The organism is Paenibacillus sp. FSL R5-0928, from assembly GCF_037970385.1.
Taxonomy (GTDB): domain Bacteria; phylum Bacillota; class Bacilli; order Paenibacillales; family Paenibacillaceae; genus Paenibacillus_AQ; species Paenibacillus_AQ odorifer.
The window spans coordinates 6,523,842-6,541,556 of sequence record NZ_CP150225.1 but is presented as its reverse complement, the minus strand read 5'-3'; the positions used below and the strand labels follow the sequence as shown (position 1 = coordinate 6,541,556).

Here is a 17,715-nt window from a genome sequence, read left to right as displayed (position 1 = left end):
TATGTCTATACACTTGATCCTTGAAAACTGGATACCGAAACGAATTTGCGTTTTAGAACATCTTTTAGCAACTTGTGCAAACAAGTAAATGTTATTAGTGAGATTTTTCTTCGGAAGAATCAAGGTTAAGCTAATAAGAGCACACGGAGGATGCCTAGGCGCCAGGAGCCGACGAAGGACGTGGCGAACAACGAAACTGCCTCGGGGAGCTGTAAGCAAGCTTTGATCCGGGGGTGTCCGAATGGGGAAACCCAGCTGTGGTAATTCGCAGTTACTCATACCTGAATACATAGGGTGTGTAGAGGCAGACCAGGGGAACTGAAACATCTAAGTACCCTGAGGAAGAGAAAACAATAGTGATTCCGTCAGTAGCGGCGAGCGAACGCGGAACAGCCTAAACCTAAGAGCTTGCTCTTAGGGGTTGTGGGACGTCTCACATGGAGTTACAAAGGAATATGGTAGGTGAAGAGGTCTGGAAAGGCCCGCGATAGAGGTAAAAGCCCTGTAACCTAAACTGTGTTCTCTCCGAGACGGATCCCGAGTAGTGCGGGGCACGTGAAACCCCGTATGAATCCAGCAGGACCATCTGCTAAGGCTAAATACTACCTGGCGACCGATAGTGAAACAGTACCGTGAGGGAAAGGTGAAAAGCACCCCGGAAGGGGAGTGAAATAGAACCTGAAACCGTGTGCTTACAAAAAGTCAGAGCCCGATCTATGGGTGATGGCGTGCCTTTTGTAGAATGAACCGGCGAGTTACGTTTAACATGCAAGGTTAAGCCGAGAAGGTGGAGCCGCAGCGAAAGCGAGTCTGAATAGGGCGATTGAGTATGTGGACGTAGACCCGAAACCGTGTGATCTACCCCTGTCCAGGGTGAAGGTGCGGTAACACGCACTGGAGGCCCGAACCCACGTACGTTGAAAAGTGCGGGGATGAGGTGGGGGTAGCGGAGAAATTCCAATCGAACTCGGAGATAGCTGGTTCTCCCCGAAATAGCTTTAGGGCTAGCCTCGGTATAAGAGTAGTGGAGGTAGAGCACTGATTGGGTGCGGGGTCCGCAAGGATTACCAAGCTCAGTCAAACTCCGAATGCCATATACTTATTGCCGGGAGTCAGACAGTGAGTGCTAAGATCCATTGTCAAAAGGGAAACAGCCCAGACCATCAGCTAAGGTCCCCAAGTGTGTGTTAAGTGGGAAAGGATGTGGAGTTGCACAGACAACCAGGATGTTGGCTTAGAAGCAGCCACCATTGAAAGAGTGCGTAATAGCTCACTGGTCGAGTGACTCTGCGCCGAAAATGTAACGGGGCTAAACACACCACCGAAGCTATGGCTAGATACGTATGTATCTGGGGTAGGGGAGCGTTGTGTAGGGGTTGAAGGTGTACTGAAAAGAGCGCTGGACACTACACAAGTGAGAATGCCGGTATGAGTAACGAAAAGATCAGTGAGAATCTGATCCGCCGAAAGCCCAAGGTTTCCTGAGGAAGGCTCGTCCGCTCAGGGTAAGTCGGGACCTAAGGCGAGGCCGAAAGGCGTAGTCGAAGGACAACAGTTTGAAATTACTGTACCACCGTAATCCGCTATGAGCGATGGGGTGACGCAGGAGGGTAGTGACGCGGACTGATGGATGTCCGTCTAAGCAGTGAGGCTGATGTGTAGGCAAATCCGCACATCATTAAGGCTGGGCTGTGATGGGGAGCGAAAATTATAGTAGCGAAGGTCATGATCTCACACTGCCAAGAAAAGCCTCTAGCCAGGAGAAGGTGCCCGTACCGCAAACCGACACAGGTAGGCGAGAAGAGAATTCTAAGGCGCGCGGAAGAACTCTCGTTAAGGAACTCGGCAAAATGACCCCGTAACTTCGGGAGAAGGGGTGCCCCGGTAGTGTGAATAGCACGAGGGGGCCGCAGTGAAAAGGCCCAAGCGACTGTTTAGCAAAAACACAGGTCTGTGCGAAGCCGCAAGGCGAAGTATACGGGCTGACGCCTGCCCGGTGCTGGAAGGTTAAGGGGAGTGGTTAGGGGTAACCCGAAGCTATGAACCGAAGCCCCAGTAAACGGCGGCCGTAACTATAACGGTCCTAAGGTAGCGAAATTCCTTGTCAGGTAAATTCTGACCCGCACGAATGGCGTAACGACTTGGGCGCTGTCTCAACGAGAGATCCGGTGAAATTTTAATACCTGTGAAGATGCAGGTTACCCGCGACAAGACGGAAAGACCCCATGGAGCTTTACTGCAGCTTGATATTGAATTTGGGTACGATCTGTACAGGATAGGTGGGAGCCGTAGAAATCGGAGCGCAAGCTTCGGTGGAGGCGCCGTTGGGATACCACCCTGATCGTATCTAGGTTCTAACCTAGTACCCTTATCGGGTACGGGGACCGTGTCAGGCGGGCAGTTTGACTGGGGCGGTCGCCTCCTAAAGAGTAACGGAGGCGTTCCAAGGTTCCCTCAGAATGGTTGGAAATCATTCGCAGAGTGCAAAGGCATAAGGGAGCTTGACTGCGAGACCTACAAGTCGAGCAGGGACGAAAGTCGGACTTAGTGATCCGGTGGTACCGCATGGAAGGGCCATCGCTCAACGGATAAAAGCTACCCTGGGGATAACAGGCTTATCTCCCCCAAGAGTCCACATCGACGGGGAGGTTTGGCACCTCGATGTCGGCTCATCGCATCCTGGGGCTGAAGTAGGTCCCAAGGGTTGGGCTGTTCGCCCATTAAAGCGGTACGCGAGCTGGGTTCAGAACGTCGTGAGACAGTTCGGTCCCTATCTGTCGTGGGCGCAGGAAATTTGAGAGGAGCTGTCCTTAGTACGAGAGGACCGGGATGGACGTACCGCTGGTGCACCAGTTGTTCCGCCAGGAGCATGGCTGGGTAGCTACGTACGGACGGGATAAGCGCTGAAAGCATCTAAGCGTGAAGCCCCCCTCAAGATGAGATTTCCCAATTAGTAAGACCCCTTGAAGACGACGAGGTAGATAGGTTGGAGGTGGAAGTGCAGCAATGCATGGAGCTGACCAATACTAATCGGTCGAGGGCTTATCCTATACTTAGAATGCAGATTCGTTTCGGATTCAGTTTTCAGGCGATTAAGCCTGTAACACGCTTAGAAATTCATTGTCACTTCTGGTGATGAACCGAATTTCACGCGGCAGCGTCTGTTTCACAGACGCATGTTTGGTGGCGATAGCGGAGGGGTTCCACGCGTACCCATCCCGAACACGACCGTTAAGCCCTCCAGCGCCGATGGTACTTGGACCGAAGGGTCCTGGGAGAGTAGGACGTTGCCAAGCACAAATAGACCACTGTTGATAACTCGACAGTGGCTTTTTTGCGTCTATTATAGATTGTGGAAAACTTGTGGATAATTCATTGGAATTTGCAGAAAACTTACGCACATGTGGATAGATGATTAAAAGGCAAAAAATCACCGAATGGTGTGGATTAAGTACATATTTATGTAGATCTGTCAACAGAAAACCTAAGTAATACACGGGTTGCTGTGGATATAGTCGGATTTATGTGGATAGAGGGATTGATAAGTGGATAATTATTTTAACTTGAATAGGACAAGATTACAAGACTATTTTTGAAACTGCTTAAAGCTGTGGATAACTAAAAAAAGTTCGAAAAATATCCTTATAATTCGCACACAATACACTCTCTTGTTATACTAACCATAAAAGTAAATTCATAAATGGTGAGGTGAGTTTTGTGGATATCAGACAGTTGCACTCAGAAGAGTTTAATCTAAGCATGGATTTATCTGAATATGCTTTTCAATACAAGCTGCCCAGTGAGAAAAGGGCTAATGCTAAGGAAAGATTTAAAGCAGAACGCGTATGGGGTGCTTTTGAAGAAGGTACTTTGGAAGCCAAACTTACTCTTCTTCCATTCCAAGTGTACATACAAGGTAGATTAGTACCTATGGGAGGGCTCGCTGGGGTAGCGACATGGCCAGAGAATCGCAGACAGGGACATGTGGCAAAGCTCCTAGCGCATACGCTGCAAACGATGAATGAGGCGGGGCAGACATTATCTTTTCTGCATCCGTTCTTGATCCCCTTTTATCGCAAATTTGGTTGGGAAGTTTATTGTGAATATAAGAAATACTCCATTCCTGTTGCCAAGTTTCCCAAGAAGGTTGAAGTTGAGGGCAAGGTAAGACGCGGTGTTAAAGATATCGTAGTATTGGACAACTTATACAATCGTTTTGCAGTTAGATATAACGGAACACTTAAGCGTGATTTGGACTGGTGGGAGAACTCTGTTCTGGATGATGAAGGTCAGACTGCGGTATTTTATTCACAGCTTGGGGAACCTGAAGGATACGTATTATATAAGATAGAAAATAGAGAACTGGTCATTGATGAATTTGTGTTTTTGAACGAACAGGCCCGGCAGGGGCTGTGGACATTTCTTGCGAATCACGATTCAATGGTGACCGGTGCATCGCTAAAACTGGTGCCATCCGATGATATGTTACCCTTTTTGCTGCCTGATCCGCGTATAGAGCAGGAGAACTATCCTTATTTTATGGCGCGTATTGTGAATGCTAAAGTATTTGTGGAGAGTTATTCTTTTAAGCGTCACAGCAGTCAGAAGAAACAGGTTATCTATATTGAAGATAAATATGCACCATGGAATGACGGGTTGTGGGAATGGACGGTCTCCGAAGAGGGAGCAGCAGCTTTCTTGCGTATAGAGGGTGAACGGGATGCAGCTGACTTAAGCTGTGATATTGGTACGCTGACGATTCTAATGTTTGGATATAAAAGCCCAGCAGAGCTGGCTCGTTATGGACGTGTGACTGGTAATCCGACGGCTCTGGAATGGCTCGAAGAAATCATACCGCAAGCTGAAACCGCACTTTTTGATCATTTTTAGAAAATAATTAGGCTCTCCCCTTCGAAAGATGCTGGGAGAGTTCTTTATTTCCGAATACATTCGCTGAAAAAAGTGAAAAATAAGAGAATCCTCTTGGAATTAGCACAGAATATGTTATAATATTAAAAAGTCAAAGAAAGTCAAAGTCAACGCACCTGATGACATACAGTGCGATCCTCTGAATTCGTGAAGTTTTCTTCAGACTTATATGAATGAAGTTCACTAATGAATGTCATTAAGGATGCGGGCCGCAAGCGATATTATGAAGCTTTAAAGAGCACTGGAGGATGAGTGATGCGCAATATCTCTGATATTATTGAACAATATCTGAAGAATATTTTGCATGAAAGTCCCGAAGGTACGGTGGAAATCCAGCGAAATGACCTGGCGGACCAGTTCTCATGCGTACCGTCACAGATCAATTATGTTATTAGTACACGCTTTACACTGGAAAAAGGCTATGTGGTGGAAAGTAAGCGTGGTGGCGGGGGATATATTCGTATTCAACGTTTTGAATTGCCGCCCAACGTGGCACTGCATGCCCATTTAAACCATACTATAGGTGGCGGGATAGATCAGAACGCTGCCGAAGGGTTGATTTATCAACTGGAGGAAGCTGGTTTTCTAAGCAAGCGTGAGGCGTGTCTTATGCGCGCTGCTGTTTCTCGGGATTGCCTAACGGTTAAGATTCCATATCGGGATGAGATTCGGGCCAAGATTATGAAGGCGATGTTAATCTCTTTGTTAGGCAAATAATTGTCAATCATAAGGGAGGGGCTTTCGCTTATGCAATGTCAGGAATGTGGCGTCAAGCCAGCAACACTCCATTTCACCAAGATCGTGAATGGAGAGAAGACAGAATTTCATATCTGCGAGAGCTGTGCGCGGGAGAAGGGTGAACTGATCCCGGGAACTGCTGGAGGATTCTCCATTCACAGCTTGCTGTCCGGTCTGCTTGATCTTGAAGGGGCCGGTAAGGAAAAGACGGCTGCTACGAAGACTACGCAGAGTCTGCAATGTGAGAATTGTGGGATGACGTACTCGCAGTTTAGCAAATTGGGTCGTTTTGGCTGCAGCTCCTGTTATAAATATTTTAACAGTGCACTGGACCCGCTCTTTAAACGGGTGCATGGCAGCACTTCGCATGTAGGCAAGATTCCCAAACGTGCTGGAGCACAGATTGTGTTCAAACGGCAAATTGATGAATTGAAGCTGGAATTACAGCAAAGTATCGCACAGGAGGAATTCGAAACTGCGGCAGAGCTGCGGGATCAAATTCGCCAACTTGAAAAAGAAATGGCACAAGAGTAAAGTCTTTGATATATAGGGGGGATATGACATGTCAAGTCTCCGATTTACTGAACAAGCGCTTAGTGATTGGATGCGCTCGGGAGGCAGTCACTCCGAGATTGTAATTAGCAGCCGTATGCGTATTGCACGTAACTTAGAGCATCTTCCATTCCCTATGCTTGCTTCCTTAGAGCAATCGGAAGAAGTATTAGAGCTGCTGGCCCCTGTGTTTCATGGGGAAACTGCTGCCGAATTCGGATCTTTTCAACTGATAAAGCTTGCTGAAGTGAATGAACTGGACAAAAAGGTATTGGTCGAGAAACATCTCATCAGTCCTAATCTGGCTAATGATTCACGTGGCGCAGCTGTGATATTAAATGAAGATGAGTCGGTCAGCATCATGATTAACGAAGAAGACCATCTGCGGATCCAATGTCTGTTCCCGGGTCTTCAGGTAAGAGAAGCATGGGAACGTGCGACAGCCATCGATGATATCTTCGAATCAGCTGTTAATTACGCTTTTGATGATAAAAGAGGATACTTGACCAGTTGTCCCACCAATGTGGGTACAGGGCTGCGTGCCTCAGTAATGCTGCATTTGCCAGCACTAGTAATGACCCAACAGATCAATCGCATATTGTCAGCAGTGAATCAAGTGGGATTGACTGTAAGAGGAATTTATGGTGAGGGCAGCGAAGCAGTAGGGAACATCTTTCAAATTTCCAATCAGATTACTCTCGGTCAAACGGAAAGTGAAATCATCGAGAACCTTCACAGTGTAGTCACCCAGATTATAGAGCATGAACGAAATGCCCGTGAAAGGCTGCTGGTAGATTCCGCTTTAAGAATTACAGACCGAGTGAAAAGATCTTATGGGATTTTGTGTTATGCAGCTCTAATGGAGCTTAAAGAATCCGCACAACGGCTGTCTGATGTGAGACTTGGGGTCGACCTTGGCATACTGGAAGGCCCTTCGATTTCCGTGCTTAATGAGCTTAACGTTAAGACACAGCCAGGATTTCTGCAAAAAATGTTCGGTGACGAGATGAACGCTACTGAACGGGATATGTATCGGGCGAAACTGCTCCGAGAAACACTGGGAACACAACATTAATATAGATATTTATTATTCATGGAGGTGCAGGAGATATGATGTTTGGAAGATTTACGGAACGCGCACAAAAAGTGCTAGCGCTAGCGCAGGAAGAAGCTGTTCGTTTAGGACACAACAATATTGGCACAGAACATATTTTGCTAGGACTTATTCGTGAAGGAGACGGCATTGCTGCTAAAGCATTAATCGCTTTGGGTCTGGGTCTTGAGAAAATCCAGGATGAAGTGGAGACACTGATTGGCAGAGGCCAAGAACAACCTACGAACATTGCTTATACTCCTCGCGCCAAAAAAGTAATCGAGTTGTCGATGGACGAAGCCCGCAAGCTGGGACATACGTATGTCGGCACTGAGCATATTCTGCTAGGACTTATTCGTGAAGGAGAAGGTGTCGCGGCTCGTGTGCTTAATAACCTCGGCATCAGCTTGAACAAAGCTCGTCAGCAAGTGCTTCAGCTTCTGGGAAGCAGCGAGGCTGCATCCAGTCATAGCGGAACACCTGCTAATGTCAGCACACCGACTCTAGACGGCCTAGCACGCGATTTGACGGCTTATGCGAAGGATGGCAACCTGGATCCAGTTATCGGTCGTAGCAAGGAAATTGAACGTGTTATTCAGGTACTGAGCCGCCGGACGAAGAACAACCCCGTGTTGATAGGTGAACCTGGGGTTGGTAAAACAGCTATTGCTGAAGGCTTGGCCCAAAAGATCATTAATAATGAAATTCCAGAAACACTGCGCGACAAACGCGTAATGACGCTCGATATGGGTTCTGTAGTGGCTGGTACTAAATATCGCGGTGAGTTTGAAGACCGCCTCAAGAAAATCATGGATGAGATTCGCCAAGCGGGGAATATCGTACTCTTTATCGATGAGCTTCATACGCTGATCGGTGCTGGTGGCGCAGAAGGTGCTATTGATGCATCTAACATTCTTAAGCCGGCTTTAGCCCGCGGAGAACTTCAGTGCATCGGTGCGACGACGCTGGATGAATATCGTAAATATATTGAAAAAGATGCAGCTTTGGAGCGCCGTTTCCAACCGATTACGGTGGATCAGCCATCTCCAGAAGAAGCGGTACAAATTCTATTTGGACTTCGCGATCGTTATGAAGCACATCACCGTGTGAAAATTACGGATGAAGCTATCGTGGAAGCTGTAAAGCTGTCTGATCGTTACATTCCGGATCGGTTCCTGCCGGATAAAGCCATTGACCTTATCGATGAAGCAGGGTCTAAAGTAAGGCTTCACTCTTACACTATCCCGCCAAATCTGAAGGAACTAGAAATGCGCTTGGATGATATCCGCAAGGAGAAGGATTCCGCTGTTCAGAGCCAAGAGTTTGAGAAAGCGGCTGCCCTGCGTGATACGGAGCAAAAAATCCGTGAAGAGCTTGATACGACTAAGAACCAGTGGAAAGAAAAACAAGGACGCACCGACTCTGAAGTTACACCTGAAGATATCGCACAGGTTGTCGCAAGCTGGACGGGGATCCCTGTAAGCAAGCTGAAGGAAGAAGAGACCGACCGTCTGCTTAACATGGAGGCTCTGCTGCATGAACGAGTGATTGGTCAGGACGAAGCTGTTAAGGCTGTCAGCCGGGCATTGCGCCGGGCGCGTGCGGGTCTTAAAGATCCGAAACGTCCAATGGGCTCGTTTATCTTCCTCGGTCCTACGGGTGTAGGTAAAACTGAGTTGGCACGTGCGCTTGCTGAAGCTATGTTCGGCGATGAAAATGCGGTCATTCGTATTGATATGTCGGAATACATGGAGAAGCACTCCACGTCCCGTTTAGTTGGTGCCCCTCCTGGATATGTCGGCTATGAAGAAGGCGGCCAATTAACAGAGAAGGTACGTCGTAAACCATACTCTGTAGTACTGCTTGATGAAATTGAAAAAGCGCATCCGGAAGTATTCAACATTTTGCTGCAAGTGCTTGAAGATGGTCGCCTTACCGACTCTAAAGGCCGGGTAGTTGACTTCCGTAATACACTTATCATTCTGACCTCTAACGTAGGCGCACAGGCAATCAAGAAGAATTCGACACTTGGATTCACGGCTGTGCAAGATGCAGGAGCAGAATACGGCAATATGAAGGGCAAGGTTATGGAAGAGCTCAAGAAGAGCTTCCGTCCAGAGTTCTTGAACCGGATCGACGAAATCATCGTCTTCCACTCACTCGATGAGAAACATATCGCTGAGATCGTTACGTTGATGTCTGATGAGCTCCGCAAGCGCCTGCGTGAATATGATGTTGATTTCGTACTCACGGATGCAGCGAAGGCCTTCTTGGCTAAAGAAGGTTATGACCCAGCCTTTGGTGCACGTCCATTGCGCCGGGCAATTCAGAAGCATATTGAGGACCGTCTTTCTGAGGAATTGTTGAGAGGAAATATCCAAAAGGGTGATTCCCTCAATATTGATGAGGTCGGCGGAGAACTTGTGGTGACTAAAGTGGACGCTCCAGTAGCGCCAGCGCTTGAAAAAGAAGTAGAATCCGAATAAAATAAACAAGGCTTTCGCTCCTTATTTATAGAGGAGCGGAAGCTTTTTTTATTGGAAATAGATCAATTTTAAATATACATTTAATGCAAATACCGAATGACCTTTCGTTAAAGGGGTAGAAATGGTAAACTTTCATTAGAAGAAAATGATCCGAATTGTAAACAGTTCGGACCGTAAGGAGAACAAATGGCTAAAGCAAAAACAAAATTTTTTTGCACCGACTGTGGATACGAATCGCCAAAATGGTTCGGGAAATGCCCAGGGTGCCAGGCTTGGAACTCCATGGTGGAGGAAACGGAAAGCGTAGTCAAAACACAGGGAATGAATGCCCCTATTTTTCATAGTAAAGAAAAGGCACAGTCGATCATAAGTATAGAAAGTGACAAGGAACCGCGCATACTGACAGGTATAGGTGAGCTTAACCGTGTTCTCGGTGGGGGGATCGTACCAGGATCGCTGGTACTAGTAGGGGGAGACCCAGGAATCGGTAAATCTACGCTCTTATTACAGACCTCGCACGCCCTTACAACACAGGGATTGCGAGTACTGTATATCTCGGGCGAAGAATCGGTAAGGCAAACTAAGCTGCGCGCGGATCGCCTCGATGCGTTGTCAACGGAGCTTTATGTACTATGTGAGACAAATATGGAAAGCATAGAAGAAGCGATCGAACAAATCCAGCCACAATTTCTTGTCATCGATTCTATTCAGACCGTATTTATGCCAGAAGTAACGAGTGCGCCAGGCAGCGTGACCCAGGTTCGGGAGTGTACGACAAGATTTATGCGTATCGCTAAGATTCGTGGAATTGCAACAGTTCTCGTTGGTCATGTTACCAAGGAAGGGGCTATTGCTGGACCACGGATGCTTGAACATATGGTGGACTGCGTGCTGTATTTTGAGGGTGAGCGGCATCATACGTATAGACTTTTGCGGGCTGTAAAAAACCGCTTTGGCTCTACGAATGAAATCGGCATTTTCGAAATGGGTGAAGCGGGGCTTACCGAAGTAGAGAATCCATCGGAGCTCTTTTTATCGGAACGTCCGCTTGGCGTGGCTGGTTCTACTGTGGTGGCTAGTATGGAGGGAACTAGACCTGTGCTTGTAGAACTTCAGGCACTTGTTGCTGCCACCCACTTCCCTTCCCCACGGCGAATGTGCACAGGCATGGATCACCAGCGGATGGCACTTATTATCGCTGTACTCGAGAAACGGATGGGCATGTTCCTGCAGAATCAGGATGCATACCTTAATGTTGCCGGGGGAGTAAAGCTGGATGAACCGGCGATTGATCTAGCTGTAGCTATTAGTATCGCCTCCAGTTTTCGTGATATTTCAACAAAACCTTACGACGTTTTCTTCGGAGAAGTAGGACTTACCGGTGAGGTAAGAGGCGTTTCGCGCGCGGAAATGCGCGTTAAGGAGGCCGCAAAGCTTGGCTTCCGGCGGGTGATTATGCCTGAGAAGAGCATGAAGGGATGGAAGCACCCGCAAGATATCCAGATTATTGGCGTCAGTACCGTAGCAGATGCACTATCGGTCGCGTTAGATTAGGGGGCACAGGGATATGAAAGAATATAACCAATTAGAGAATATGAATGATCTGCTCAGACTGGCGGCACCGGGTACACCTTTTCGGGAAGGTTTGGAGAATGTGCTGCGCGCTAAGACAGGGGCACTTATTGTCGTAGGGTACAGTCCTGAGGTGATGGACGTAGTGGATGGCGGATTCTCCATTAACTGCGATTTTTCGCCCAATTATTTATATGAGCTAGCTAAAATGGACGGAGCTATTATTCTAAGTGAGGATTTAAAGCGTATATTGTATGCTAATACACAACTTATACCGGATTCCTCTATCTCATCCATCGAGACGGGGATCCGTCACCGGACCGCGGAGCGGGTAGCCAAGCAAACGGGTAAGCTGGTGGTTTCCATTTCACAACGCCGCAATATCATCACGCTTTATCAAGGCTCGATACGTTATGCACTCAAAGAGATCGGCGCAATTTTGGCAAAGGCTAACCAAGCGATTCAGACACTCGAGAAGTATAAAGCAGTGCTCACGCAAGGACTGACGAATTTGTCAGCTTCAGAATATGAGGGCATTGTTACCGTTGCTGAAGTAGTGGGTGTTATCCAGCGTGTAGAGATGGTTCTGCGCATAAAAATGGAGATCAAACGTTATATCAACGAATTGGGCAACGAAGGACGCCTGATCAGCATGCAGATGGAAGAACTGGTTGGAAATACAGAGGAAGAAGCATGGCTTCTATACAGAGACTATGCTAAGGAAGAGCAGGAGGATAAAATCCGTGAAATTATCGCCGGTCTCAAACGGATAAGCGATGATGATTTGATGGATGACAACCATATTGCCCGTATACTGGGTTATTCTTCTACGGCAATTACCTCTGAAGAAGTGGTGACTCCACGTGGTTATCGCCTGCTTAACAAAATTCCGCGGCTTCCGAATGTGATCATTCACAATCTGGTGGAGCGGTTTGAAATGCTGCCTAATTTGATGTCCGCAAGCATAGCTGAATTGGATGAAGTGGACGGAATTGGGGAGGTGCGGGCCCGTAATATTCAGGATGGGCTCAAACGTTTACAGAAGCAAGTTCTTATTGACAGGCAAATGTAAATAACATACAATCACGTAATATTGGGGACGTTAAAGGCCAAAGTTAGAAAATTGAGGTGAAGAAATGATACAAAAATCAATTCCGAGTCTTTTTACGATAGGTAATTTGATGCTCGGAATGTTTGGTATCATGATGGCGTTTGACGGTAAGATTAGCATGGCCGCTATCATGGTTATTATTGCTATGCTGTTAGACGGCTTAGATGGTCGAGTAGCTCGCGCTCTAAAATGCGAAAGCGAATTTGGCAAGGAGCTGGACTCCTTATCTGATGTCGTTTCTTTCGGAGTCGCACCGGCCGTTATTTTGTACGTCTCAAGCCTGCAGGATTTGAACTCTGCATTAGGCTGGACAGTAACTGCGATTTTTCCGGTGTTTGGTGCTTTGCGCTTAGCCCGTTTTAATGTTCGTCCGGGGGTTCCGGGTTATTTTATCGGTTTGCCAATTCCTGCTGCAGGTGGTGTACTGGCCACATTAGCTCTTTTTAATAAAGATGTTTCGGCTCCGTTTATGATCGTTGCTACACTGCTCTTATCTTATTTGATGGTCAGCACTGTTAAATATCCTAATTTCAAAAAGATTGGATTGCCGAAAAAAGCGGTGGTTGGAGCGCCAGTGGTTATTGTTGTTGCAGTGGCTGTAGCTGTAGTGTTCCCAGAGCAAATCGCTAAGCTGATCTTTGTCTTACTTGGAATTTACGCACTATACGGCTTTAAGCAAAATATTGATCGGTTGACTGCCAGACGCCGTCATCGTCGTCGTAGCCGTTCAGAGGATAAAGTGTATCACTCCAAGAACGGTTAATCGGTCCATAAGGTAAGGTAACTGAATAAATTATGACCAAAGGTTTTGTCTTCCCTAAGGGATGGCAAAGCCTTTTTGCATTTCCAGCGCTACCCCAAGTTTATCGTCTTGAAAATTGGAACATACTGGTGAGGAATAGATCCATTTAGGATGAATAAAAAGGAGGTGCGTTAGGTTATGTGGAAAAAAGTGATTTTGTCTTTTGCCTTAATATGTGGTGCTTGGTCAGGTTTTTCGCTATACCATGCGCTCGAAAGAGGATTCCCCAAGGGGATGGAAAAGCTGGGTGAAAGCTTACCTGTAGAAGGAAGCATTTTATTTACGGTGCTGGGTGCCATTATTTTTTTGTTTGCGGGGTCTTTATGCGCGGAATGGGGAGGTTCAAAACTTCGGGAGGCGGTTCACTACTGTTCGCGTATTCCAATGAATGAATTAGCTGCAAGTGCAGCTGGGCTTACAGGGGGGCTTCTGTTATCTCTTCTGTTATACCCTGCAATGATCTGGCTTGGGAAAGCTGGGCAGCTGCTGCAAGTGCCAGCTACGTTAGCTTTTGGATATCTGGGGCTGCGGATCGGTTTGGAGAAAAAAGAGGAGCTAGCTGCACTGTGGACATCTGGACGCTGGGGTCAAGCGGCTGAGCCGGAAGGCCGCGGGCTTGAGGAACATAAAATCCTCGACACAAGTGTTATTATCGATGGAAGAATCGCTGACATTTGTAAGACGGGATTTATTGAGGGAACCATTGTCATACCTGAATTCGTACTAGAAGAGCTCCAGCATATTGCTGATTCTTCGGATTTGTTGAAGCGGAACCGGGGACGGCGTGGGCTTGATATTCTAAACAAAATTCAAAAAGAGCTTGATGTGAAGGTATTGATCTATGAGGGAGATTTTGAAGAAATCTCTGAGGTTGACAGTAAGTTAGTGAAGTTGGCGAAGGTACTGCAAGGTAAAGTAGTCACTAATGATTTCAACTTAAATAAGGTTTGCGAATTGCAGGGCGTTTCCGTACTGAATATTAACGATCTGGCGAATGCTGTGAAGCCAGTAGTGCTGCCTGGTGAGGAAATCGTAGTTCAGGTCATTAAGGATGGCAAAGAGCATGGGCAAGGTGTAGCCTACTTAGACGATGGAACGATGATTGTTGTAGAGGGCGGACGGGAATATATCGGGACTACGATGGAGGTTCTGGTCACTAGCGTGCTGCAAACTTCGGCCGGACGAATGATATTTGCTAAGCCAAAACTTTTGGAAAAAGCGCAATAAGTGAAGATAAAGTGTATGGGGACTGTCCTATGGGTTGGAAATGCCCGCCAAACACGTTATGATGGGATTATACGTGAAAGACAGGAGCCAGATTAATGTCAAACAGTGTGGGCGTCGTCATTGTGGCGGCAGGCAGAGGAACGCGAATGGGAACTGCGGAGAGCAAGCAATATTTGTTACTGCAGGGGAAGCCGATTATCGTTCATACGCTGGAGGTATTCCAGCAGCACGAATTGATCTCTGAAATCGTGCTCGTAACCGGTGAAGAGGATGTTGAACGCTGCCGGGAATGGATACAGCTCTATAAGCTGGACAAGGTTAAGGCTATAGTAACTGGTGGATCTGAGCGTCAGCATTCCGTACATAAAGGGTTGTTGAAACTTACGACACAGTGGGTAATGGTACATGATGGTGTTCGTCCGTTTGTACAGCCGAATGAAATTGAGGCTTGCTACGAACGAGCGAAGCAGATGGGTGCTTCGGTTCTTGCTGTACCCGTCAAGGATACGATCAAACAGGTGGATAATGAAGGACAAGTACTGTCTACGCCGGATCGGCGAAGTCTGTGGGCGATTCAAACCCCGCAGACTTTTCGTCTTTCTGATTTGCTGGAGGCTTATGCAGCGGCGGAACGGGATGGCTTTCTGGGCACCGATGACTCCAGCTTGGCGGAGCGTGCGGGGATTCCGGTTTCTGTGGTAGAGGGAAGCTACAGAAATATTAAGATTACGACACCTGATGATTTGGATTATGCAGAATTCACAGAAAGAAACAGGGGAGAGGGACAATCATGATCGCTGTAGGACAAGGATTTGATGTGCATCAGCTGGTAGAGGGCAGGCCTTGTATTATTGGGGGAGTTACGATTCCTTACGAAAAAGGATTGCTTGGGCATTCCGATGCAGATGTACTGCTGCATGCAGTTAGTGACGCGATTCTAGGCGCACTTGGACTTGGTGATATCGGCAGACATTTTCCGGATACAGATCCAGCCTTTAAGGACGCAGATAGCTTGAAGTTATTAGAAGAGGTATGGGCACTTGCTCGTGAGCGAGGATATAAGCTGGGAAATATCGATTCAACAATTATCGCCCAAAAGCCTAAGATGGCTCCATACATTCCACAAATGACCGAGATTATCGCACGTGCGCTTAATGCCGACCCGTCCAAGGTGAATGTTAAAGCTACTACAACTGAGCAGCTTGGTTTTGCCGGACGCGGCGAAGGAATTGCCGCACAATCTATTGTCTGTCTACTCCAAGATGTGATATCATCTTGAGATGGTCTAAGTAGTAAATTAAGTTCAACCATATGAAGCGGAGGGAATACAATGACGGATGAAGTCCGGGTGCGTTACGCACCGAGCCCTACGGGACATTTACATATAGGTAACGCCAGAACGGCGCTGTTTAACTATCTGTTCGCCCGTAATAAAGGCGGTAAATTCATTATCAGAATTGAAGATACAGACGTAAAGCGCAATGTCGCTGGTGGTGAAGAGAGCCAGCTTAAGTATTTGAAATGGCTGGGTATGGATTGGGATGAGAGCGTTGATGTGGGCGGAGAGTACGGACCTTATCGTCAGACAGAACGTCTTGACTTATATCGTGTACATTGGCAGGATTTGCTGGACAGAGGTCTGGCTTACCGCTGCTATTGCACAGAGGAAGAGCTGGAAGCGGAACGTGAAGAACAGACTGCTCGCGGAGAAACGCCTCGTTATTCTGGCAAACATCGTGATCTGACTGAAGAGCAACGTCTAGCTTTTGAAGCTGAGGGACGAGTTGCCAGCATTCGCTTCCGTGTGCCAGAAGATCGTACGTATGCGTTTGATGATCTCGTAAAAGGCAGTATTTCTTTTGACACAAAAGAAATGGGTGACTTTGTTATTGTGAAGAAGGACGGAATTCCGACCTATAACTTCGCGGTAGCTGTTGACGATCATCTGATGGCTATTACCCACGTATTGCGTGGAGAAGACCATATTTCCAACACACCCCGCCAGCTTATGATCTATGAAGCGCTTGGCTGGGAGCCACCTTTATTTGGTCACATGACGCTTATTGTTGGCGACAACCACAAGAAGCTCAGCAAACGGGATGAATCCGTTATTCAGTTTATCGAGCAATATGATGAATTGGGTTACTTGCCTGAGGCTCTGGTTAACTTCATTTCTCTGCTTGGCTGGTCTCCAGAGGGAGAAGAAGAGATCTTCAGTAAAGAAGAACTTATTTCTATTTTTGATGCGGACCGTTTGTCCAAAAGCCCGGCTGTATTTGATAAAAACAAGCTGGCGCATCTGAATAATCATTATATTAAGCATGCTGATCCTAAACGGATCTCTGCGCTAGCTATTCCACATCTGCAAAAAGCGGGTAAAATACCTGCTGAGCTGAACGAAGAGCAACAAACATGGGCGGAAAGCCTTGTCGCGTTGTATCAAGAGCAGATGACTGCAGCTTCTGACATCGTGGCGCTATCGGAACTGTTCTTCCGCAGTCACCTAGAGTTAGAGACGGAAGCAGCGCAGGTTCTGGCTGAAAGCCAAGTCCCTGAGGTATTGTCTGCTTTCCTGGCTAAAGTTGAAGCCTGTCAGGATTTCAGTGCAAGCAACATGGCTGTTCTGATTAAGGAAGTACAGAAAGAAACAGGTCATAAGGGCAAAGCACTCTTTATGCCAATTCGTGTGGCTCTGACCGGACAAACGCACGGACGTGATCTTAATATAACCATTGCTTTGCTCGGCAAAAATCGCGTTATCGAACGTTTGAAATCACAAATTAAGGGCGCTTAAGGTCGTATTTCATACGACTAAACCCCCTTGTCAGTATCTTGTCTTTTGCGCTAAGATAGAATTATATGATAATAGCTGTGATCAGGAGAAGTACGTCCATTGAAGACAATTGCCAGAGAGAATAACCGAGAAAGGGACACCCTTTCGGGCTGGGAGTTATTCATTTGTCCGGGGCAGAACATGCGCCTGTGAGCTGCACGGTTGAATGACCTTTTTAAGGCTCATTAGATCGCGCCGGGAACGTCGCCGTTAATGATGCCAAGTGGAATGAAGAAATTCTGCCGTTTGTTACAATAGCGGCTCATTTGATTCGTTCAAGCAGAGTGGAACCGCGGTTAAACGTCTCTGCAGCATTATGCTGCAGGGGCGTTTTTTGTCTAAATATAAGCAAAAATAATTTTCATACAATAC

At 47.1% G+C, this 17,715-nt stretch carries 12 protein-coding genes and 2 rRNA genes; all 14 read left to right on the top strand.

Annotation, left to right across the window (positions count from 1 at the left end):
• Positions 1 to 123: 123 nt before the first annotated feature.
• The 14 genes from MKZ16_RS29820 to gltX all read left to right on the top strand — a co-directional run bounded on the left by MKZ16_RS29820 (position 124) and on the right by gltX (position 17,304).
• Positions 124 to 3,050: ribosomal RNA gene (locus tag MKZ16_RS29820) — 23S ribosomal RNA — on the top strand.
• A gap of 129 nt (positions 3,051 to 3,179) precedes the next feature.
• A 5S ribosomal RNA gene (rrf, locus tag MKZ16_RS29815) occupies positions 3,180 to 3,296 on the top strand.
• A gap of 421 nt (positions 3,297 to 3,717) precedes the next feature.
• Complete coding sequence (locus MKZ16_RS29810) at positions 3,718 to 4,890, top strand: GNAT family N-acetyltransferase (RefSeq protein WP_076105941.1); 1,173 nt, start codon at positions 3,718 to 3,720, stop codon at positions 4,888 to 4,890.
• 294 nt (positions 4,891 to 5,184) lie between these two features.
• Complete coding sequence (locus MKZ16_RS29805) at positions 5,185 to 5,646, top strand: CtsR family transcriptional regulator (RefSeq protein ID WP_036680465.1); 462 nt, start codon at positions 5,185 to 5,187, stop codon at positions 5,644 to 5,646.
• A 30-nt stretch (positions 5,647 to 5,676) separates the two neighbouring features.
• On the top strand, positions 5,677 to 6,201 hold the full coding sequence (locus tag MKZ16_RS29800; RefSeq protein ID WP_036680467.1) for a UvrB/UvrC motif-containing protein: 525 nt from the start codon (positions 5,677 to 5,679) through the stop codon (positions 6,199 to 6,201).
• A gap of 28 nt (positions 6,202 to 6,229) precedes the next feature.
• Positions 6,230 to 7,294 carry a protein arginine kinase gene (locus MKZ16_RS29795; RefSeq protein ID WP_036680469.1) on the top strand — a complete coding sequence of 355 codons (1,065 nt, stop codon included), beginning with the start codon at positions 6,230 to 6,232 and terminating at the stop codon, positions 7,292 to 7,294.
• 35 nt (positions 7,295 to 7,329) lie between these two features.
• Entirely contained in the window at positions 7,330 to 9,798 is a 2,469-nt protein-coding gene (clpC, locus tag MKZ16_RS29790; RefSeq protein WP_036680471.1) for an ATP-dependent protease ATP-binding subunit ClpC, read from the top strand.
• A gap of 186 nt (positions 9,799 to 9,984) precedes the next feature.
• Positions 9,985 to 11,352, top strand: coding sequence for a DNA repair protein RadA (radA, locus tag MKZ16_RS29785; protein ID WP_036680472.1), 1,368 nt, complete (start codon positions 9,985 to 9,987; stop codon positions 11,350 to 11,352).
• A gap of 13 nt (positions 11,353 to 11,365) precedes the next feature.
• Complete coding sequence (gene disA / locus MKZ16_RS29780) at positions 11,366 to 12,442, top strand: DNA integrity scanning diadenylate cyclase DisA (protein ID WP_036680475.1); 1,077 nt, start codon at positions 11,366 to 11,368, stop codon at positions 12,440 to 12,442.
• Between the two features lie 64 nt (positions 12,443 to 12,506).
• Entirely contained in the window at positions 12,507 to 13,244 is a 738-nt protein-coding gene (gene pssA / locus MKZ16_RS29775) for a CDP-diacylglycerol--serine O-phosphatidyltransferase (RefSeq protein ID WP_036680477.1), read from the top strand.
• Positions 13,245 to 13,421: 177 nt separating this feature from the next.
• A complete protein-coding gene (locus MKZ16_RS29770; protein WP_036680481.1) occupies positions 13,422 to 14,510 on the top strand; it encodes a PIN/TRAM domain-containing protein in 1,089 nt (362 codons plus the stop codon).
• 95 nt (positions 14,511 to 14,605) lie between these two features.
• A complete protein-coding gene (gene ispD / locus MKZ16_RS29765; protein ID WP_036680484.1) occupies positions 14,606 to 15,304 on the top strand; it encodes a 2-C-methyl-D-erythritol 4-phosphate cytidylyltransferase in 699 nt (232 codons plus the stop codon).
• Positions 15,301 to 15,789, top strand: coding sequence for a 2-C-methyl-D-erythritol 2,4-cyclodiphosphate synthase (gene ispF, locus MKZ16_RS29760; RefSeq protein WP_036680486.1), 489 nt, complete (start codon positions 15,301 to 15,303; stop codon positions 15,787 to 15,789). The genes ispD and ispF overlap by 4 nt, the downstream gene beginning before the upstream one ends.
• Before the next feature lie 51 nt (positions 15,790 to 15,840).
• On the top strand, positions 15,841 to 17,304 hold the full coding sequence (gene gltX, locus MKZ16_RS29755) for a glutamate--tRNA ligase (protein ID WP_076105939.1): 1,464 nt from the start codon (positions 15,841 to 15,843) through the stop codon (positions 17,302 to 17,304).
• The last annotated feature ends 411 nt before the right edge of the window (positions 17,305 to 17,715 follow it).